The 20,244-nt window shown below is 72.4% G+C and carries 18 protein-coding genes and 1 pseudogene; 8 read left to right on the top strand and 11 right to left on the bottom strand.

The genetic code is table 11. The features are described 5' to 3' along the window. Positions 1-116 precede the first annotated feature (116 nt). The gene (locus tag QFZ64_RS15250) at positions 117-1,574 is read left to right on the top strand and encodes a cytochrome P450 (RefSeq protein WP_307066017.1); all 1,458 of its coding nucleotides are present in this window, start codon (positions 117-119) and stop codon (positions 1,572-1,574) included. Positions 1,575-1,728: 154 nt separating this feature from the next. Beyond that, positions 1,729-2,433, top strand: coding sequence for a ScbR family autoregulator-binding transcription factor (locus tag QFZ64_RS15245; protein ID WP_307066015.1), 705 nt, complete (start codon positions 1,729-1,731; stop codon positions 2,431-2,433). A 193-nt stretch (positions 2,434-2,626) separates the two neighbouring features. On the opposite strand, the gene QFZ64_RS15240 is transcribed toward QFZ64_RS15245, so the two are convergent. Next, the gene (locus tag QFZ64_RS15240; protein ID WP_307071714.1) at positions 2,627-3,931 is read right to left on the bottom strand and encodes a M6 family metalloprotease domain-containing protein; all 1,305 of its coding nucleotides are present in this window, start codon (positions 3,929-3,931) and stop codon (positions 2,627-2,629) included. Positions 3,932-4,331: 400 nt separating this feature from the next. On the opposite strand from QFZ64_RS15240, the gene QFZ64_RS15235 reads away from it, so the two are divergent. Beyond that, positions 4,332-5,021, top strand: a complete 690-nt coding sequence (locus QFZ64_RS15235; protein ID WP_307066013.1) for a TetR/AcrR family transcriptional regulator — start codon at positions 4,332-4,334, stop codon at positions 5,019-5,021. A 537-nt stretch (positions 5,022-5,558) separates the two neighbouring features. After that, complete coding sequence (locus tag QFZ64_RS15230; protein ID WP_307066012.1) at positions 5,559-7,118, top strand: MFS transporter; 1,560 nt, start codon at positions 5,559-5,561, stop codon at positions 7,116-7,118. Between the two features lie 93 nt (positions 7,119-7,211). On the opposite strand, the gene QFZ64_RS15225 is transcribed toward QFZ64_RS15230, so the two are convergent. Then, positions 7,212-7,718 (bottom strand): MarR family winged helix-turn-helix transcriptional regulator, encoded by a 507-nt coding sequence (locus QFZ64_RS15225; RefSeq protein ID WP_307066011.1) that lies wholly within the window; start codon positions 7,716-7,718, stop codon positions 7,212-7,214. Positions 7,719-7,925: 207 nt separating this feature from the next. Here QFZ64_RS15225 and QFZ64_RS15220 point away from each other — a divergent pair, with 207 nt between their 5' ends. Both QFZ64_RS15220 and QFZ64_RS15215 read left to right on the top strand, forming a co-directional pair. Beyond that, positions 7,926-8,732, top strand: a complete 807-nt coding sequence (locus tag QFZ64_RS15220; protein ID WP_373430610.1) for a dioxygenase — start codon at positions 7,926-7,928, stop codon at positions 8,730-8,732. Between the two features lie 406 nt (positions 8,733-9,138). Beyond that, positions 9,139-10,137: an RNA polymerase sigma factor RpoD/SigA gene (locus QFZ64_RS15215; RefSeq protein WP_307066009.1), complete on the top strand. Its 999-nt coding sequence runs from the start codon at positions 9,139-9,141 to the stop codon at positions 10,135-10,137. 424 nt (positions 10,138-10,561) lie between these two features. On the opposite strand, the gene QFZ64_RS15210 is transcribed toward QFZ64_RS15215, so the two are convergent. After that, positions 10,562-11,527 carry a YafY family protein gene (locus QFZ64_RS15210; RefSeq protein ID WP_307066008.1) on the bottom strand — a complete coding sequence of 322 codons (966 nt, stop codon included), beginning with the start codon at positions 11,525-11,527 and terminating at the stop codon, positions 10,562-10,564. A 167-nt stretch (positions 11,528-11,694) separates the two neighbouring features. On the opposite strand from QFZ64_RS15210, the gene QFZ64_RS15205 reads away from it, so the two are divergent. Then, on the top strand, positions 11,695-11,967 hold the full coding sequence (locus tag QFZ64_RS15205; RefSeq protein ID WP_307066007.1) for a hypothetical protein: 273 nt from the start codon (positions 11,695-11,697) through the stop codon (positions 11,965-11,967). 22 nt (positions 11,968-11,989) lie between these two features. On the opposite strand, the gene QFZ64_RS15200 is transcribed toward QFZ64_RS15205, so the two are convergent. The 3 genes from QFZ64_RS15200 to QFZ64_RS15190 form a co-directional block, all read right to left on the bottom strand. Then, entirely contained in the window at positions 11,990-12,778 is a 789-nt protein-coding gene (locus tag QFZ64_RS15200) for a DUF6227 family protein (protein ID WP_307066005.1), read from the bottom strand. Positions 12,779-12,947: 169 nt separating this feature from the next. Continuing rightward, positions 12,948-14,168, bottom strand: a complete 1,221-nt coding sequence (locus tag QFZ64_RS15195) for an Ig-like domain-containing protein (protein ID WP_307066003.1) — start codon at positions 14,166-14,168, stop codon at positions 12,948-12,950. Between the two features lie 150 nt (positions 14,169-14,318). After that, positions 14,319-15,353: a P1 family peptidase gene (locus QFZ64_RS15190; RefSeq protein WP_307066001.1), complete on the bottom strand. Its 1,035-nt coding sequence runs from the start codon at positions 15,351-15,353 to the stop codon at positions 14,319-14,321. A 152-nt stretch (positions 15,354-15,505) separates the two neighbouring features. Here QFZ64_RS15190 and QFZ64_RS15185 point away from each other — a divergent pair, with 152 nt between their 5' ends. Then, complete coding sequence (locus tag QFZ64_RS15185; RefSeq protein ID WP_307065999.1) at positions 15,506-15,688, top strand: hypothetical protein; 183 nt, start codon at positions 15,506-15,508, stop codon at positions 15,686-15,688. A gap of 38 nt (positions 15,689-15,726) precedes the next feature. Here QFZ64_RS15185 and mscL read toward each other — a convergent pair whose 3' ends face one another. The 5 genes and pseudogenes from mscL to QFZ64_RS15160 all read right to left on the bottom strand — a co-directional run bounded on the left by mscL (position 15,727) and on the right by QFZ64_RS15160 (position 20,175). After that, positions 15,727-16,209 (bottom strand): large conductance mechanosensitive channel protein MscL, encoded by a 483-nt coding sequence (gene mscL, locus QFZ64_RS15180; RefSeq protein ID WP_307065997.1) that lies wholly within the window; start codon positions 16,207-16,209, stop codon positions 15,727-15,729. A gap of 147 nt (positions 16,210-16,356) precedes the next feature. Then, positions 16,357-17,133, bottom strand: coding sequence for a hypothetical protein (locus tag QFZ64_RS15175; protein ID WP_307065995.1), 777 nt, complete (start codon positions 17,131-17,133; stop codon positions 16,357-16,359). A 201-nt stretch (positions 17,134-17,334) separates the two neighbouring features. After that, on the bottom strand, positions 17,335-18,210 hold the full coding sequence (locus QFZ64_RS15170) for an S-methyl-5'-thioadenosine phosphorylase (RefSeq protein WP_307065993.1): 876 nt from the start codon (positions 18,208-18,210) through the stop codon (positions 17,335-17,337). A 229-nt stretch (positions 18,211-18,439) separates the two neighbouring features. Then, complete coding sequence (locus QFZ64_RS15165; protein ID WP_307065991.1) at positions 18,440-18,799, bottom strand: FmdB family zinc ribbon protein; 360 nt, start codon at positions 18,797-18,799, stop codon at positions 18,440-18,442. A gap of 69 nt (positions 18,800-18,868) precedes the next feature. Then, positions 18,869-20,175 (bottom strand): annotated as a pseudogene (locus tag QFZ64_RS15160) (MFS transporter). Between the last annotated feature and the right edge of the window lie 69 nt (positions 20,176-20,244).

Raw genomic sequence — 20,244 nt, 5'->3', positions numbered from 1 at the left:
CCGCCTCGCCCACCTCCGCCTCGCCCACCTCTCCGGCAGCCACGCGCACCCGCCCCGCCCTCGTAGCCACTCACCACGTCACAGGCCAGACCTGCCCGACCGAACGGAGTGCACGGATGGATCAGGACGTTTGCCCGTACGCCCTCGACATCGCCGGACGTGACCCGGCCGGGGAGGCCGCGCACTTGCGGGCCATGGGCCCCGCCGCGCTCGTCGAGCTGCCCGGCGGGGTCACCGCCTGGGCGGTCGTCAGGCAGAAGTACCTCAAGCGGTTGCTCACGGACCCCCGTGTGTCCAAGGACGGCCGACGGCACTGGCCCGCGTTCGCGGCCGGGGAGGTCGGCCAGGACTGGCCGCTGTATCCATGGGTGGCCAACGAGAACATGCTCTTCTCCTACGGGGAGCACCACGCGCGGCTGCGCAGGCTGGTCGCCGCCGCGTTCACCGCCCGCCGTACGCAGGCCATGCGGCCCCGGATCAAGGAGATCACCGAGGCGCTGCTGGACCGGCTCGCCGAGCTGCCCGCCGGCCAACAGGTGGACCTGCGGGCCGAGTTCGCCAACGTGCTGCCGATGCACGTGATCTGCGAGCTGTTCGGGGTCGCCGAGGAGTCGCGCGAGCGGCTGTGCGGTCTGCTCGACCTGGTGTTCGGCACGGCCGTGTCCGGCACGGAGATGGCGGCGGCACAGCACGAGGTGTTCGGCATGCTCGCCGAACTGGTCGCCGAGAAACGGGCCCGCCCGGGCGACGACCTCACCTCCGCGCTCATCGCGGTGCGCGACGACGAGACGGCGGCCCCCGGAAGGGGGGACCCCGGGGCGACGGCCCCCGGAGGGGAGGACCCCGGGGCGACGGCTCCCGGAGCGGAAGCGCACGGAGCGGCAGCCTCCGGAGCGCAGGCCGCCCGGCTCACCGAGCCCGAACTGCTCGGCACCCTCTACCTGATGATCGCCGCCGGGCAGGAGACCACCTGCACCCTCGTGACCAACGCGGTCGCCGCGCTCTGCGCCCACCCGGAGCAGCGCGCGCACGTCCGCGAGGGCAGGGCGGACTGGGCGGACGTGGTCGAGGAGACCCTGCGGGCGCACGGGCCCGCCGCCTACTCACCGATGCGGTTCGCCGTCGAGGACATCGACCTGGACGGCGTACGCATCGCGCGCGGCGAGCCGATACTCGTCAACTTCGCCGCCGCGGCCGTCGATCCGGAGGCGTACGGCGGAGGCGGCCGGGACGGTGGAGACGGCCGGGACAGCGGGGACGGCGGGGGTGGCGGGGGTGGCGGAGATGGTGACAGCGGGGAGGGCTGGGACAGCGGGAACGGTCGGAACCACGTGAACCCGGCCGCCTTCGATCTGCTGCGGTCCGGCCGCCGCGAGGATCTGGGCTTCGGGTACGGGGTCCACCGTTGCCTCGGCGCGCCGCTGGCCCGGCTGGAGGCGACCACCGCGCTCGCGGCGCTCTTCGCCCGCTTCCCCGATCTGGAGTCTGTTCTTCCGGTGGAGGAGTTGGGGCGGGTGCCGTCCTTCATCGTGAGCGGGTACGCACGGCTCCCGGTCGTGCTGCGTACGGGCTGAGCTGGAGCGCAGGGGCGGTCGGTCGGTGCGCGGAGGGCACGCCCGGAGTGCGCCCGCGCTCGGCCGCTCGCGTCTCACACTCCGTACGCCCGCTTGAAAACAGCGCGAACGGTTTGTTAGTTTCGCTCGACCCTCCAGCAGCCCGGAGCGACCGATGGCCAAGCAGGAACGTGCGGTACGTACGCGGAACGCGTTGATCGAGTCCGCCGCCGAACTGTTCACCAGGGACGGTTTCGAACTCGCCTCCCTCGCGGGGATCAGCTCCCGGGCCGGGGTGAGCAACGGGGCACTGCACTTCCACTTCGCCAGCAAGGCGGCCCTCGCGGCGGCGGTGGGCCGGGCGGCGGCCGAGCGGTTCGAGCGGATGACGGCGGCGGAGCGGCCGTCGCCCCAGTACGGGGGCTCGCTGCAGGCGCTCGTCGACGCCAGCCACGTGCTCCTCGACGGGCTCGCGCACGACGCCGTACTGCGCGCGGGTTTCGACCTCAGCGACGGTTCGGCGGTGGGCGTGGGGGAGCGGGAGGACCTGTACGCGCGCTGGCGGGAGTGGGTGGAGCGGGCGGCCGCCCGGGCCGGGCGGGAGGCGGTACTGGCCGGTGACGTCCAGCCCCGGGACCTGGCCACCGCGGTCGTGGGCGCGACGGTCGGGTTCGCCGCGCTCGGCGGGCACGACGGGCGCTGGCTGGGCCGGCCCACCCTGACCCGGTTCTGGACGCTGCTGCTGCCGCGGGTGGCCGCGGGACCGGTGCGGCGGGCGATGGTACCGGCGGGGCGGCGGCCGGAGGCGATCGGGGGCCCCGCGGCGGCCGGAGGCCCGGCGGCGCTCGGTGGCCGCGCACCCCGGCCGACACCCGCATGACCGGTGCCGTGACGCCGGGGCATCACACCCGTGCCGTGACGCCGGGGCATCACACCCGTGCCGTGACGCCGGGGCATCACACCCGTGCCGTGACGTCAGGACACCGAGCCCGTGCCGTGACGTCAGGACACCGAGCCCTCGCCCTGGCGCCGAGGCGTCGCAGCATCTCCCCGCGGCCTTCTCATGGGCGCCGCTACCCCCTGGTCACCCTTATCCGGTAGTTGTCCCCGCCCCCCTTGGGCAGCACCCTCACCGTGAGGCGGCGGGTGCGGTCGCGGAAGGTGTCGCCGGGGGTGAAGGTGGCGTCGGACAGTTCCGCCTGGACGTTGGGGCTGCGGGTGCAGCCGCCGCTGTCGCGCCGGGCGTCGCGCACGGTGATGGGCCCGTTGCCGGTGTCGACGTCCGCGTCGACCCGGTAGATCAGGATGCCCGGGCGGCACACCGCCGCGTCGTTGCCCTCCCGGGTGCGCAGCTCCAGCGCGTACCCGGAGCGTCCGTTCAGCGGTACGACGACCAGTTTCACCCCGCCCCGTCGGGCCAGCGGCGTGAGCGTGTACTCCCGGCTGCCGCGGCCCGCCGCGCACCGTACCTGCGTGTCGTCGAGCCAGCCCAGCTTCCACTTGTGCCAGCCGAGCAGGTCGTTCTCGGCGCCCCAGTCCTCGCTCATGATGTCCCAGTGCCCGACCGAGGCGCCGCCGTCCTGGGTATAGAGGTCGGGCAGCCCGAAGATGTGCCCGTTCTCGTGCGGCAGCACCCGGTAGCCGGTCGTGCCGTAGGAGCCGGAACCGTCGTCCTGGCGGCTGTAGACGAAGGACGCGTTGGCCACCGGCACGCCGTCGGCCACCGGGGCGTCCGCGTTGTCGGCGAACGTCACCGAGAGCACCGTGTCCAGCGCGGAGGGGCCGGCGTTGGGCGTGATCAGCACGTTGAGCAGGTCGTACGCGCGGAAGTCCACCTCCGCGTCGGCTTCCGCCACGATGTCCTGCACCAGGTCCCGGTAGGCGGGCTCGAAGGGGGCGCCGCGCTCTATCCCGTAGGCCTTGAACGGCTTCGGCATCCGCAGCCAGTGTCCGACCGGTGTCGCGGGGCGGTAGTCGAGACGGCCGTAGGAGCTGGTGGCGAACCACTTCCTGGTCTGCGGGAAGAACTCCCGGAACCGGTCCATGGCCCTGCCCCGGCCGGGGGCGTCGGAGAAGTCGATCATCAGGGTGAGGGCGCGTACGGTGCCGGTGGAACGGGCGTAGCCGGACGCGGTGGGCACCCCCTCCGACATCTGGACGTCGTCGTCGCCGTCGATGGTGCAGGAGCCGAGCGCCGCGGCTCGGGCCGGGGCCGCCGGGCCCGCCGTCGTGGTGCCCGCCCGGAGCTGGCCGGCACCGGAGGCGGAGACCGACAGGGTCAGCGCGGCGACCGAGGCGAGGGCGGCGGCGCGACGCGGGCGTGTGCCGCGGATCGGGCGTGTGCCGCGGTTCGCGCGTGTTCCGAGGCTCGTGCGTATCCGGCGGCTCGTGCGTATCCGGCTCTGGGACGACGACGGCACAGGCGGCCCCTCCGCTCCACGGCAGCCACCGGCGTCACGGCTGCTCCCCTTTCGCTCACCCTCTGTGACCTGCGGTGGAGGCGCGCGTTGGAGGGGACCGATTCGGGGGTTCGGGGGGAGAGGGCGGGCGCGGGCACGGGCGGACAGGGCGGCCCGCTCCCCATCTGTGACGCAGGTCACGCCGCGACTTCCCGGGGAGCGGAATTAACGGGGACCGGTTCCCCGTTTAGCTCATTGTCCGACTGAAGCGGGGAGCGGTTCCCCGGTTCGATCGGGGGCTCGGGGAAGAGCCCGCGAGAGCCGGACGCAGCAAGCGGTACGAAGCCCTGTCGGGGCCCGGAAGAACAGGGAGGACGCCATGCAGACCGCGACACCCGTGCAGCGCCGAGTGACCCGGCCGCGTGCCGACGCCCTGCGCAACCGGGAGCGCATCGTCACCGCGGCACGGGAGATGTTCGTCGAGTTCGGCCCGTACGTGCCGCTCGACGAGGTCGCCCGGCGGGCCGGTGTCGGCAACGCCACGGTGTACCGCAACTTCCCGGACCGCGAGGCGCTGGCGCGCGAGGTCGTCTGTTCCGTCATGGACCGTACGGCCGAGGCGGCCGAGGCGGCGCTCGCCGAGAGCGGCGACGCCTTCGCGGCGCTCTCCCGGTTCGTGCACGCGTCCGTCGACGAACGGATCGGCGCGATGTGCCCGATGTTTCAGGGGTCCTTCGACCAGAACCACCCCGATCTGGATGCCTCTCGCCAACGCCTCGAGCACCTGGTCGAGTCGCTGATGGACCGGGCGCGCAGGGCGGGGCAGCTCCGCGCCGACGTGGCCGTCGGTGATGTCATGGTCGCCGCGGCCCAGCTCAGCCGTCCGCTCGGGGGAGCGATGTGTCTGAGCATCGACCGATTCGTCCACCGTCATATTCAGCTGTTCCTGGACGGGCTGCGGGCCCCTGCCCGCTCCGTGCTGCCGGGTACGGCCGTGACCATGGAGGCTCTCCGCACACCCTGCACCGACCAGCCGATGAGTTCCATGGACGACGGCGGTCACCAGTGAGACCGACCACCGAAGCGGCCGGACCGCACGGCGCACTGACGCGACAGCGCGCTCGTACGACCGGGCCGATGCGACTCGGACCACCGCGACTCGGACCACCAAGACCACGGGGCCAGGGCTCGTAGACACAACGGGCCACACAGACCACGCAAGCCACACGGACCACAGACCAGGACCACAGGCACCAAGACCGCAGGCACCAAGACCGCAGAAACCAAGATCAGGACCAGGACCACAGACCGACGATGCCAGGCAGTCCGACCGTCGACGACGACGGGCGGGGGTCGAGGCCGAGGTCGTGGAGCGGGACCGTCGCGCCCTCGCGCGGGGATCCGGCGGGCGGGGATCGATCCGCCCCGCACACACGACTTCTTCCACGAGTCTTCAGCGAAAAGACCGAGGAAATCGTTTCCGAATTCGGGCGCAAGTCCGCATTCTTCGGTCATGACCGTCATGACAGCCATGGTCGTCATGACCTAGCAGTACGACTTATCCCGTTACGTTCGTTCCTCACCAAGTCCCGGAGTGGGTACACCCATGTCTGACACAGCCCCGGCCGCCGCCGAGGCGTCGCCTCGATCCGACGGTACGCCCGGCCGCACCCACAATCCCTGGAGGGCGCTGATCTTCATCGCGCTCGCCCAGCTCATGGTCGTGCTCGACGCGACCATCGTGAACATCGCCCTGCCCTCCGCCCAGCAGGACCTGGGCATATCCGACGGCAACCGGCAGTGGGTCATCACGGCCTACGCGCTCGCCTTCGGTGGCCTGCTGCTGTTCGGCGGTCGCATCGCCGACCTGTGGGGCCGCAAGCGCACCTTCGTCGTCGGCCTCGCCGGCTTCGCCGCGGCCTCCGCGCTCGGCGGAGCCGCGCAGAGCGGCGCGATGATGTTCGGCGCCCGCGCGCTGCAGGGTGTCTTCGGCGCACTGCTCGCGCCCGCCGCGCTCTCCCTGCTCGCGGTGATGTTCACCGACGCCAAGGAGCGCGCCAAGGCGTTCGGCATCTACGGTGCCATCGCCGGTGGCGGCGGCGCCGTCGGCCTGATCCTCGGCGGCTTCCTCACCGAGTACCTGAACTGGCGCTGGACGTTCTTCGTGAACATCCCGTTCGCGCTGGTCGCCGCGCTCGGCGCGTACTTCGTCATCCACGAGCCGTCCGGCACCCGCAACCGCTCGTCGCTCGACATCCCCGGCGTGATCCTGTCCACCCTGGGCCTGGTCTCGCTGGTGTACGGCTTCACGCGCGCCGAGTCGGAGGGCTGGAGCGACACGACGACCATCGGTCTCTTCGTCGCCGCCGGCGTGCTGCTCCTCGCGTTCGTCCTGACCGAGGCCCGGGTCAAGGCCCCGCTGCTGCCGCTGCGCGTGATCACCGAGCGCAACCGCGGTGGTGTCTACCTCTCCCTCGGCCTCGCGATCATCGCGATGTTCGGCCTGTTCCTCTTCCTCACGTACTACCTGCAGGCGGTGCAGGGCTACTCGCCGGTCAAGACCGGCTTCGCCTTCCTGCCGATGATCGCGGGCATGATCACGGGCTCCACGCAGATCGGCGCCCGGCTGATGACGCGGGTTCCGCCGCGGCTGCTGATGGGTCCGGGCTTCCTGCTCGCGGCCGTCGGCATGCTGCTGCTGACCCAGCTCGAGATCGGCAGCTCCTACGCCACCCTGCTGCTGCCCGGACAGCTCCTGCTCGGCCTCGGCATGGGTACGGCGTTCATGCCGGCGATGTCCCTGGCCACGTACGGTGTCGAGCCCCGGGACTCCGGTGTCGCCTCCGCGATGGTCAACACCTCGCAGCAGGTGGGCGGCGCGATCGGCACGGCCCTGCTGAACACCATCGCCGCGTCGGCGACCACCGCGTACGTCAAGGACCACATCGCGGGGGCCGGTTCGAAGACGCAGGCGCAGCTCGTCCAGCTCCAGGCCCAGGTGCACGGCTACACCAGCGCGATCTGGTTCGCCGTGGGCATCCTGGTGGCGGCCTCGCTCATCGCGGTGACGCTGATCAACACCGGCCGCCCCGGCGCCTCCGCCGTCGGCCAGGCGTCCGGCGACGGTGCGGAGGAGGAGTTCCAGATCCCGGTGGTCGCTCACTGACGACCCGCCGGTGATCCGGTGACCACCCACTCAGGGGCTTGAAGGGCCCTCAGGGGCTTGCAGGGCCGGGCGACAGCCCGGTGAGGGAGGCGGTCAGCGGAGCCAGGGCAGGTCCGCGCCCGCCTCCTTCGGTTGAAGTCCCTCGGCGACGATCTCCATGATCTCGCCGAGGGACTTCTGCTGTTCCGGGGTGAGCCGGTCGAAGACGGCCTGGCGGACGGCCTCCACATGGCCCGGCGCGGTCCCGCGCAACACCTCGTACCCGGCGTCGGTGAGTACCGCGAACTGGCCCCGCTTGTCGTCGGGGCAGTTCTCGCGCCGGACCCACCCGCTCTTCTCCAGCCGGGCGACGGCGTGCGAGAGCCGGGAGCGCGTGATCTTGGCCTGCTTCGCCAGCTCCGTCATCCGCAGCCGCCGTTCCGGTGCCTCGCCGAGCTGGACGAGCAGTCCGTAGTACACGTGCGGCATGTTCGCGTCCCGCTGCAACTGGCGGTCCAGGTGGTCCTCCAGGAGGGTGACGGCGTGCAGGTAGGCGCGCCAGACGTGTTGCTCCTCGGAGCTGAGCCAGCGGGTGTCGCGGGCGGCGGGTGCGGTGTCCATGCGCCTACTGTACGAGGAATCTCCTTGAAGGTTAAACAACTCAGCGTTACGCTGTACGGGTCAGCTTGATCTTTCAAGTATCTCCCTGCCTCTGACCCCTGACCCGCCTCGCTGTATAGCTGTCTTTGTCCCGTAATCCCACTATCTCGTCATCTCGTAGCGACCGTCGCCGCCGACAGTGCCGACGTCGCCGGAGGGAGCCGTCCCATGTCCGCCGTCGTCGAAGAGCGCCCCACGGCCGAGCGCATGCCCACCCTCTATCTCAGTCACGGCGCGCCCCCGCTGGCCGACGACCCGGTCTGGCCCGGCGAACTGGCCGCCTGGTCCGCCGCCCTGCCGCGCCCCAGGGCCGTCCTCATGGTCTCCGCGCACTGGGAGGACGCCCCGCTCGCACTCGGCGCGGTGGAACCCGTGCCGCTGGTCTACGACTTCTGGGGCTTCCCGGAGCACTACTACCGCGTGCGGTACGACGCCCCCGGCGCCCCCGCTCTGGCCGACTCCGTCCGCAAGCTGCTGCGCGCCCCCGGGACACCGGTCCAGGACGTGCCGGACCGGGGGCTGGACCACGGGGCGTACGTGCCGCTGGTGGAGATGTACCCGGAGGCGGACATCCCCGTCCTGCAGATCTCGATGCCCACGCTCGACCCGGTCCGCCTCATGGAGATCGGCCGCCGGCTCGCCCCGCTGCGGGACGAGGGCGTCCTGATCGTGGGGTCCGGGTTCTTCACCCACAACCTGGCCGCGCTGCGGCACGCCGGGGGAACCCCGGGCTGGTCGGCGGAGTTCGACGACTGGGGGCAGCGAGCGCTGGCGGCAGGTGACATCGACTCGCTGCTGGACTTCGTCCACGCGTCCCCGGCGGGACAGCTGGCCCACCCGCGCACGGAACACTTCGCCCCCCTGTTCGTCACCCTGGGCGCGGCGGACGCGTCCGGCGAGCTGGCCACACAGCGTTCGGTCATCGAAGGGTTCTGGCTGGGCCTGGCGAAGAGGTCGGTGCAGTTCGGCGGTTAGGGCCTGTCCGGTGCTCTCCCGGGCGGAGGCGGGGCGGAGGTCCCGCAGGGCAGGCGGAAACAGGGGTAGGGGACGGGGGCGGTGCCGGGCGGCGTGGAGACCTGCGGGTGTCGCGGGTGTGTGGTGAATCGGCCCACGCGCCCTGTCCGCGGCAACCTTCCGCCGACCCGTCCCGTCTACACAGACGGAGGCCCGGCTCGCCCCTCTGACCTGGGCCTCCCCCTCCCCCCTTCCCTCCGGTCCGCCCGCGCGGCCGCGCAGGATACTGCATGATCAGAAAAAAGGAGGGACGGGTTGGGAATTCTGTCCGGATTCCAGTCGTTGTTTCCATCGGATGCAGGGCACCCGACCACAGTGCCAAGCAGCTGAGAACTACCCGCCAGCCCACCATCGCAAGGGAGCACGCATGGCAACCCGTGCCGTCGCCCGTCGTAAGTCCGCCACCGGCGAGACGGCCGACGCGGCAGGCAGTGTTCGCACCCACGCCGGCGAGATCGCCGACCGCGACCTGGTCGGCATGTACCTCGACGAGATAGCGCGCACACCGCTGCTCGACGCTGCCAAGGAAGTCGAGCTGTCCCAGGTCATCGAGGCGGGTGTGTTCGCGCGGCAGATCCTCGAGGGCGAGGAGGAGTCCCGTGCGGACGCCTCCCGCGAGGAACTCGAGGCCCTGGTCGAAGCCGGTGAGCGGGCGAAGGACGTCTTCATCCGATCCAACCTGCGGTTGGTCGTCGCCGTCGCGCGGCGCTACCCGCGCAGCGGTCTGCCCCTGCTCGACCTCATCCAGGAGGGCAACGCCGGACTGGTCCGCGCGGTCGAGAAGTTCGACTACCGCAAGGGCTTCAAGTTCTCGACGTACGCGACCTGGTGGATCCGGCAGGCGATCACCCGGTCGATAGCCGACCAGTCCCGCACCATCCGGCTCCCCGTCCACCTGGTGGAGGAGCTCGGCCGGATCCGTCGTGTGCAGCGCGAGTTCAACCGTGAGCACGGGCGTGACCCGGAGCCTGCCGAGATCGCCGCGGAGCTGGGTTCCAACGCCGCGCGCGTCACGGACGTGCTGGACTGGGCCCGCGACCCGGTGTCGCTCAACATGTCGGTGGACGACGAGGGCGAGACCCAGTTCGGCGACCTGCTGGAGGACACCTCCGCGGTCTCGCCCGAGCAGTCGGTCCTCACCCTGCTGCGCAGCGAGGAGCTGGACGACCTGATCGGCCGGCTCGACCAGCGCACGGCGTCCATCATCAAGATGCGCTACGGCATCGAGGACGGCCGGGAGCGCACGCTGACAGAGGTCGGCAAGGAGCACGGACTGACCCGCGAGCGCATCCGGCAGATCGAGAAGCACGCGCTGCTGGAGCTGAAGAAGCTGGCCCGCAGCACCGGTTTCGACGCGGTGGCGTAAGCAGCGCCACCGCACGCACCGCCGTACGACGCGAGGCACCCCGTACCGTGTGACGCCCGGGCGCCACACGGGGGCGCGCATCGGCCGGATGTGCGCGCAACCGGGTGCGCCCCTGCTTCAACTCGCGGGGTTCGGGGCACAAGAGTGTCGAACCCCGGCACGTGAGCAGCGCACGCGTCACCCCGGGTCGCGGCCGACCAGGCCCGTCCCACCCCCGGGGCGCGGCCACCAGGCCCGTCCCGCCCCCATGACCACGTCCCGACGCACTACCCCCCCGGGCGCCGGGACCTTCCCAGAGCCGGGCTTCGGCGTCTCCCCCCGACGCCGGAGCCCGGCCTTTTGCGTCACCCTTGCCGGTCCGTCCCTCGCCCGCCTGCTCGCCCGACTGCCTGCTGCTCCCTCGCCCGCCTGCTCGCCTGCCCCTTCACTCGCTCGCCCCCCGCAGCAGACGCGCCCCCATCTCCCGGACGCGCTCGGCCAGTTCGACCGGCCGGTGCACCGTGAACTCCACCTCCAGCATGGCCAGCCGCATCGGCAGCCACTCCAGCGAGTCGGCCACCCGGGCCCGTATCCGGCAGCCGCCGCCCTCGACCGGTTCCGGTGTGCCCCACCACTGCGGCAGCCGGTCCGCCAGCTCGTCCGCCCCGGCCGCGAAGCACACCTCCAGTTCGTACGCCTCCTGGCGCGCGTACATCGACTGCCGCAGGTACTCCGCGGCGCTCCCCGACGGCAGCTCCCGGGGCACGTACCGCGCGCCGGTGGCGAACGGCTCGGCGACCCGGTCCACGCGGAAGGTCCGCCAGTCCTCGCGATGGAGGTCGTAGGCGACGAGATACCAGCGCCGTCCGGTCGACACCAGGCGGTACGGCTCGGTCAGGCGGCGGGACGCGGTGCCGTCGGCGGCGCGGTAGGCGAACCGCAGCCGCTCCCGCCCGGCGATCGCCGACGCGATCACGGTGAGGGTCTCCGGGGCGATCCGGGCGCCGTCGCCGCCGGTCAGCGCGGTCGTGGCGGCCCCCAGGGCGGCCACCCGGTGGCGCAGCCGGCCCGGCAGCACCTGCTCCAGCTTGGCGAGAGCCCGCACCGAGGCCTCGTCCACGCCCTCCACCGCGTGCCCGGCGCCGGCGCGGAGCCCGACCGCGATCGCGACGGCCTCCTCGTCGTCCAGCACCAACGGCGGCATCGCGGTCCCGGCCACCAGCCGGTACCCCCCGTCGGCCCCCCGGCTGGCCCGCACCGGATAACCGAGCTCCCGCAACCGTTCGACGTCCCGCCGCACGGTCCGCCGCGACACCCCGAGCCGCTCGGCCAGTTCCCCGCCGGGCCATTCACGAGGCGTCTGCAGCAGGGAGAGCAACGTGAGGAGCCGCGCGGGTGTGTCGGTCGTCATCCTCACAGCGTGCCGCATGGAGAGGACGGTTCCGGTCCTAATGGCTGTTCCGTTGTTCCGTTCCGTATGCGTAGGCCGCGGGCGGCAAGGGCGGGGTGCGTTGCGAGATTCGTCACGGTCCACGGCGGACGTCCCGAGGTGGGGCATCCGTAGGGTTCACTGGAGGCATGCCCGAGCACGTGCCGATACTCCAGTTCCTGGGCTGGGTGTTCCTCGCGGTGGCCGCCGTCCTCTGGATCTCCGGCTTCGCCCGCCTCCACCGTCATTACCGCGCTCACCTCGCCGGTCAGGAGGGTACGGGCGCGCTGGGCGCGATGCCTCGTCACCGGTCGGCGCCGCGGCTGGAGTCCGTCGAACTCACCCAGGCGGAACGGGACGCCTTCGCCGGTCTGGTACGGCAGTTCGGTGGCGACGGACGCGGGCAGCAGCCCGCCGGATGACGAACTGGCGTCAGGACCGGCCTCAGGACTGGCGGGGGCCGGGGCGGCGCTTGGGCCGGATCCGGTCGGGGGCCGTCGCCCGGCGTTCCATCGCCTCCCGGGCCGCCCGCTCGCTCGCGTAGACCTCGCACATGTGGCGGCCGTCCGGCGTCGCCGTGTGTTCGACCTCCCACAGGGACATCTCGCGCCCGTCCCGCAGCAGGAACGCGTGCTCGTACAGGGAGAGGCTCAGTCCCGCGCGGCGGGCGCGGCCGGTGCGGCCGAAGGCCTGGGAGATCTGGTGGGCCGAGGCGGAGTTCAGCAGCAGCGCGGACAGTTCCGCGTCCGGGGGGTCGGGGTTCTCCGCGCGGCGCAGCAACCGGCGCACGTGGTCCGCGGAGTCGTCGGGCACGTAGAAGTGCCGGGGTTCGGGAACGGGGGCCGGCCGCGCCGGTAACGAGAGATCGAACTCGGGGGTGTCCGGGGGCAGTGGCAGCCGGGCGGTGGCGGTGCGCAGTTCCTCGTCGTCGACGTACACCTCGTGCTGGAGGATGCCGCCGGGGGCGGTGTTGTGCACCAGCTCCCACAGCGTCACGGCGGAGCCGTCGGCGAGCAGCCAGGTGTGCCGGTGGGTCTCCCGGTGCAGCCCGGCGCTGTGGTGCGCGGAGTGCAGTGAAGTGGCGTACGCCAGCGCGCAGTCGAGCAGGCGTATCGTCGCGTCGGGCAGCTCGAAGGAGTTCAGGGCACGGCCGAGCAGCCGCTCGAGTTGCTCCTCCGGAGACTCGGGCGATTCGAAGGGCTCGTACGCTGCGGTCTCGTACGGAACGCTCAAGGTTGCTCCCGGCGTCGCTGCATGTCACCTGGTGGGTGCATACCGTAGCCCCTCGGTCGGACATCGTGTCCGTGAACCGAGAAAACCTACGCACGGAAAACGGGCGGGCCGCGCGGGATGTTCCCGCGCGGCCCGCCCCGTTGCCGCGATCTTCCCGGAAAACCCCTCGTCAGACCGCACTTCCGGCGGTCCACTCGGACCAGGACATGTTCCAGCCGTTGAGGCCGTTGTCCGGCGAGACGACCTTGTCCGGGGAGTTCTTCACGATCACGACGTCGCCGACGAGCGAGCTGTCGTAGAACCACTTGGCGACCGTGTCGCCCTGCGCGCCGCGGACGTCCGCCAGGCCCACGCAGCCGTGGCTGGTGCCCTCCCGGCCGAAGGGCGGATTGCCCTGGTTGTACCAGTAGTTGCCGTGGATGAAGGTGCCCGAGGAGGTCAGCCGCATGGCGTGCGGCACGTCCGGGATGTCGTACTCGCCACCGAAGCCGACCGTGGAGCCGTTCATCCGGGTCTGCTGGAACTTCTCGGAGATGACCATCTGGCCGTTGTACGTGGTGTGGTCCGGGCTGCCGGCGGAGATCGGGACCGTCTTCACGGTCCGTCCGTCCCGGACGACCGTCATCGTCTGAGCGGCCGCGTCGACCGTGGAGACCTGGGAGCGGCCGACGGTGAAGGTGACCGTCTTCTTCTGCACGCCGTAGCTGTTGTTGGCGCCCTTCACACCGTCCAGGTCGATCTTCATCGTCACCTTGGAGCCGGCGTCCCAGTACTTCTCGGGCCGGAAGTCCAGGCGCTGGGTGCCGAACCAGTGTCCGGCGATCTGCTGGCCGCTGCTGGAGGTGACGGTGATGTGCGACTGCACGGCCTTCTTGTCGCTGATCGCCTTGTTGAACGTGAACGACACCGGCATGCCGATGCCGACCGTGGTGCCGCCGTCGGGGGTGTAGGTACCGATGAAGCTGTTCGCGGAGGAGACCGTGGTGAAGACGGAATTCGCGGCGGCCGGGCGCCCGTTGGCGTCCTTGGCCATCGCCGATATGCGGTACTTCGTGCCGCGCTCCAGCTGCCCCTTCGGCTGCCAGGTCGTCCCGTCCGCCGACATCGTCCCCTCGACGGCCTTGTCCGAGCCGGCCACCGTCATCTTCACCTCGGTCAGCTTCCCGTCTCTGACCTTCACCCCGGTGGCGTTGATGGACGCGTTGTCCGAGCCGTCCTCGGCGGAGATGGTGAGGCGTGCGGCGGAGGCCTTGGTGTCGGACTGCTTGCCGCTCTTGCCGTTGTCCGCGCTGGCGTCCCCGCCGCAGGCGGTGAGAGTCAGGGCACCGACCACGAGGGCGGCCGCGGCCCCGAGTACGCGCCGCCGCGCTGTCATGTCCGGCGTAGTCACGAGAGTCTCCAAGTCGTCGGTGAGGTGCGCTTGTCCGCTGCGATACGTCACACAAGAGCACGCCCCGCCGCGGCGGGTTCCCGCCCGTACGGCTCCGACCCCGTCACGTGACAGAACCGGGACAATGTCGCCCCGCACCGTGCCGAACCGTCAGGAGGTGCCGTACAACTCCTCGTACGACGGCCAGTCGCCGCCCGGCCCCTCGTACGACCGCGCCGCCCGGACCGCCCGCACTATCGCCCGGGTCACCAGGTCCGCGCCCGCGGCGAGGACTTCGTTGAGCGCCAGGGGATCGCCGTCGGGCAGCGGCCGGGCGCCGGTCGACAGCGCGAACACCGTGTCGCCGTCGTTCAGCAGGTGCACCGGGCGTACCGCCCGCGCGATCCCGTCGTGCGCCGTGCCCGCGACCTTCTGCGCCTGCGCCTTCGACAGCGCCGCGTCCGTGGCGACGACCGCGAGCGTCGTGTTCAGGGGCGGCGCCGTCCGCCGGGCCGCCGCGTCGTCCAGCCGACGCCGGGCCGCCTCGTGGACACCGGCCGCCGGGTACCCGACCCGCCGTCCCTGCCAGAACTCGCCGTACAGCGCGCCCGTTTCCGGGTCCACCGCCGAGCCCGCGGCGTTGGCAACCACCAGCGCGCCCACGGTGATCCCCGAGCCGAGCACCGTGCTCGCGGTGCCGACCCCGCCCTTGAAGGCACCGACCACCGCGCCCGTACCCGCTCCGACGCATCCCTGTGCCACCGCCGTGCCGGCCGGGCCGGCGGCCGCCTCCACGGCCGCCCGGCCGGTGGCCGCGTCCGGACGGGCCCCGAAGTCACCGCCCCGTCCCAGGTCGAACACGCAGGCCGCGGGCACCACCGGCACCACGTGCTCCGGTCCGGGGCCGACCCGTACCCCGCGCCCCCGTTCCTCCAGCCAGGCCATCACGCCGGAGGCGGAGTCCAGTCCGTAGGCGCTGCCGCCGGTCAGTACCACCGCCTCCACGGTCCGCACCAGGTTGCGCGGGTCCAGCGCGTCCGTCTCCTTCGTCCCCGGCCCGCCGCCGCGCACGTCCACAGCGGCCACGGCGCCTGGTTCGGGGGCGAGCACGACCGTCGTGCCGGTCAGCCAGCCGCTCCCGGCCCGGGTCGCATGCCCCACCCGCAGCCCGGGGACGTCCGTCAGCGCATCGGCCCCGGTATCCATGGGCCCCCTCCTTCCGCCGGGGGGCCGGTCCCGGCCCCGGTCGTGGTCATGGTCGTGGTTCCGGTTCCGGTCGTGGTTCCGGTTCCGGTGTCAACCCTGGCCCGAGGTCCGGGTCCGGGTCCGGACGCCGCGCCGGGCCGTACGCTGGGGGCATGCGCAGTGACTCCACGCCCCCCGAACCGACCCCGGCGGCTCTCGTCTTCGAGGACCCGATGGACCAGTACCGGCAGTCCTCGGACGACACCGACCGGGGCTGGGGCGAGCGGCCGGCCGGTGACACCTCCGCCGCCGACCTGAAGCGCTTCCTCGACGAGAAGCCCCCGCACCACATCTGAGGCGGGCGGCCGGGCCGGGCCGTTCACCGCCGGGCCGTTCACCGCCGGGCGTCGTGACCGCCGCCGCGCTGGGCGACCAGGGTGTCGCGGATCTGCTGGAGGACCTCCAGCTCCGTGACCTCGACCACCGACCCCTTCGTGTCCTCCCGCGCTTTGCGACGCGCCTCGACCCGGGCCAGGTACCTCGACATCGGCAGCACCATCAGGAAGTACACGACGGTCGCCGTGATCAGGAACTGCAGCGTGGAGCCGAGGACCGCGCCCCACATGATCTGGATGCCGTGGGTGACCGTGCCGTCCTTCGCCACCTCGCAGTGGGAGGTGAGACACGAGCTGTAGCTGTCGAGGTTCTTCGTGCCGATCGCTCCCACCAGGGGGTTGATGATGCCCTTCACCACCGAGTTCACGATGTTGCTGAACGCGGCTCCGATCACCACCGCGACGGCCAGATCGACGACGTTCCCTCGCATCAGGAAGGCCTTGAAGCCCTCCCAGACATTGGACCCCTTCATCTCGCTCATCGACGAACCCCTTCACTAGGCCTACGGCACGGATCGCGGAACAGACTGCGGTGCAGACTGCGGAACAAACGACTCCGCAACTTACGACAATCGGTCCGGTTCGTGTCCTGCGGGTCCACGCGAACGAGATGTTCCGGATCACCGTCCTCACCACAGCGTCACCGCCAGCCGTCCCGCCGCGCCCGCCCCGGCCAGCCGGGCGGCCTGGGAGCGCGGCACCGAAAGCACGACCAGCGCGCCCGGCTCCGCCCCGGACCCGACACCGAACCCGGTACCGGCGTCGGCCAGGGTCCTGCCGGACCCGGACCCGGACCCGGACCCGGACCCGTCCGCACCGGGCGCCCCCGGCACCTGCGTCACGCGCGCCCCGGCCGCCACCACCCGTGCGGCTCCGCCGCCGTCCGCCGCGATCACGTCGACCCGGTCGCCCGGCCGCAGCAGCCGTACGGTCGCCGCGTCCGCGATCCGCACCGGTGCCGTCACCGTCGCGGTCCGGGAGGGCCGGTGGTGCGGCGAGGACGCCGCCGGGGCGGTGATCGCCTCCGCCCGGGCCGGTGGCCTGCCGGCCGGGTGCCCGCGCGTGCGCCCCTCGGCGTGCGGGCCCGCCGCGAGAAGGGCTGCGGCGGTGACCGCGAGCCCCGCCGCCGCGGCCCGCCTGCGCTGCCGTGCCAGCGCGCGCAGCCGGCCCGGACCGCCGCGCACCCGCACAGGAGCGAAGTGCGGTACCGCGCAGGTCGGGGGAGTGTCCCGGAAACCGGGGCGGGAGGCGGTGTCCGTGCCGGGCACGGCGCGGTCGGGGTCCGGGTCCGGGCCCGGGAAGGGGACGGGGCCGACGAGCAGGCCGGCGTCGCGAACGGGATCGGCGTCGGGAACGGCGTCAGGACCGAGGCCGGGGCCGGAGACGGGAAAACGCGGGGACGTCATGGGTGTCACCACCTGTTTCGTTGCGGTCGTGGTCGCTCTGCGCGTTCCCACGATGACGTCCCGCCGCCGACTTCGCCGGAGCCTGTGGACCACCGGCCGGTTGTGGATATCTCGCTCACCCGAACGAGAGACTCCGCCTGCCACCCCGCTTTGCTCCGCCCCCGTCCCCCTCGTCCGCGTCGTCCGCCCCCGCCCCGCGCGTTACGGCAGCGCGAACCCCGGGTCCATCCCGCCCAGCGCCGTCGCGCACAGGCAGTCCCGCTCACCGGTCCCCGGCAGCGCGGCCACCGCGTCGAACAGCACGCCCCGCAGCCGGTCCACGTTGGCCGCGAACACCCGCAGCACCTCCTCGTGCGAGACACCCTCGCCGGTCTCGGCGCCCGCGTCCAGGTCCGTGACCAGGGTCAGCGAGGTGTAGCAGAGCTCCAGCTCACGCGCGAGCACGGCCTCCGGGTGGCCGGTCATGCCGACCACGGACCAGCCCTGCGCCCGGTGCCACTCCGACTCGGCCCGGGTGGAGAACCGCGGTCCCTCGACCACGACCAGCGTGCCGCCGTCCACCGGCTCCCAGTCCCGCCCCCGCGCCGCCGCCAGCGCGGCCTCGCGGCCGACGGGGCAGTACGGGTCGGCCGGCGAGACGTGCACGACGTTCGGCATCCCGCCGTCGGGCAGCGGCATCCCGTCGAAGTACGTCTGCTGCCGGGACTTCGTGCGGTCCACGAACTGGTCCGGCACGAGCAGCGTGCCGGGGCCGTACTCGGGGCGCAGTCCGCCCACCGCGCACGGGCCGAGCACCTGCCGGACGCCGACGGCGCGCAGGGCCCACAGGTTGGCGCGGTAGTTGATGCGGTGGGGCGGCAGATGGTGGCCGCGGCCGTGGCGGGGGAGGAAGGCGACCCGGCGGCCGGCGATCTCACCGACGAACAGGGAGTCGCTGGGCTCCCCGTAGGGGGTGTCGACGCGGACCTCGGTCACGTCGTCGAGGAAGGAGTAGAACCCCGAACCCCCGATGACACCGATCTCCGCGGCCCCACCCGGGACCTGCCCCTGCGCGTTCTCCGTCTGCTGCTGCACCATGCCCGCACCCTAACCGCCCACCTCGCGGAGCCGCCGGTCGCACACCTTTCGGAATCGGAACGCCCGCCCGCACCCCCCGTGCCGGCGGAGGCGGCACCCCACCGCGCCCCCGCGAACGCCGAGGACCCCGTCGTCGTACGACGACAGGGTCCCGGGACGCGAAGGACGAGCAGTGGGTCGGATCGGAACGCACGCACCTCAAGGCCGGTGCGGGGCGTGACCCGGAAGGTCAGGCGGCGGAGCTCGAGGAGGCGCTCGACGAACTCGACGACGACGAACCGGCGGAGGAAGTGCCCGACGAGGACGAACCGGAGCCCGAACCCGAGCCGGACGAGCCCGACGACCCCCCGGACACGGACGACCCGGACGGCGACTTGGACGACGCCCCCGCAGGCGAGCTGCTGGACGACGAGCCGCGGCTGTCGTTGCGGTAGAAGCCGGAGCCCTTGAAGACGATGCCGACGGCGGAGAACACCTTCTTCAGGCGGCCCTCGCACTGCGGGCACACGGTCAGGGCGTCGTCGGTGAACTTCTGCACCGCCTCGAGGCCCTCGCCGCACTCGGTGCACTGGTACTGGTACGTCGGCACTGTGACTTCCTCCTGGCACTCTTGCTCAGTGAGTGCTAACGACGATCCATAGTGACCTATTCCCTTCGTTCAGTCCACTGTCATCGGCCTGCGGTGACCGACGCCACGTGCCGCGTGCGCCCGGAGGGCCGTCCCGCCAGCAGCGAGCGCAGTGCCAGGAGGACCGCCAGGGCGACCACCGTGCCGCCCATCGGCACCAGGAACCCGGCGCCGTCCCACAGCCGGTCCTCGAGCTGTCCGGCGACGGTGACCGCGGCTGCCTGGCCGAGCGCGACGGCGCCGGTGAGCCAGGTGAACGCCTCGGTGCGGGAGCCTGCCGGGACGAGGTCCTCGACCAGCGTGTAGCCGGTGATCAGCGCGGGGGCGATGCACATGCCGACCAGCAGGCCGATCGCCGCGAGGGCGGCCACCGAGTGGCCGGTCCACAGCACGGAGGCGGCCACCGCGAGCGCCGTGTACGCCACGAGCAGCCGGCGGCGGGGCGCCACCTTCCAGGCGACGGCGCCGCAGACGACGCCCGAGAGCATGTTTCCCGCGGCGAAGACGCCGTAGAGGACGCCGTTGAGCCCCGGCTCCCCGATCGACTCGGTGAAGGCGGCGAGCGCGACCTGCATGCCGCCGAAGACGGAACCGATGCCCAGGAAGGCGACGACCAGCACCCGCACCCCTGGGACCCCCGTCGCGGAACCGCCTCCCGCGTGCCTGCCGGCACCTGCCGCGGCGCCCTCCGCCCTCGCGTGGAGGTGCTTTCCGGGCACCGGCTGGGTCCCCTTCCGCGCGGCGAACAGGACGCCTCCGACGAGGGTCAGCGCGGCCTCCGTGAGCAGTCCGGCCGCCGGGTGCACGGTGGTGCACAGGGCGGTCGCCAGCAGTGGACCGAGGACGAACGTCAGCTCGTCGGTGACCGACTCGAAGGCCGTGGCCGTGACCATCAGTGGCGAACCGTGCAGCTTCACGCCCCAGCGGGCGCGGACCATGGGCCCGACCTGTGGCACCGAGGCACCGGTCGGGACGGCCAGTGCGAACAGCGTCCACAGGGGGGCGTCGGCGAGGGCGAGCGCCGTGAGGGCGAGGGCCGCGGCGGTGTGCGCCAGGACACCGGGCAGCAGCACCGCGCGCTGTCCGTGCCGGTCGGCGAGACGGCCTCCGTAGGGGGCGGACAGCGCCATGGAGACGCCCGTGACGGCGGCGACGGCGCCCGCGGCCCCGTAGGAGCCGGTGGTGTGCCGCACGAGGAGCACGAGGGAGAGGGTGAGCATCGCGAACGGCTGGCGTGCCGCGAAGCCGGGGAGCAGGAACGTCCAGGCGCCGCGGGTGCGCAGCAGCTTCCCGTAGCCGGGGCGGGACGACGACGTCGAGGTGACCGTGGATGCCACGGCCCGTGCCTTTCTGCCGCCTGGTAGCGCCGCCCCGGTACGGCTCACGCGCGTGGGGCGACGCCGAGA

Origin of the sequence: Streptomyces sp. B3I8 (assembly GCF_030816915.1) — a bacterium.
In the GTDB taxonomy this organism is placed as follows: Bacteria; Actinomycetota; Actinomycetes; order Streptomycetales; family Streptomycetaceae; genus Streptomyces.
Note: the sequence above shows the minus strand (reverse complement) of the source record. Positions and strands in the feature narration are given on the sequence as shown.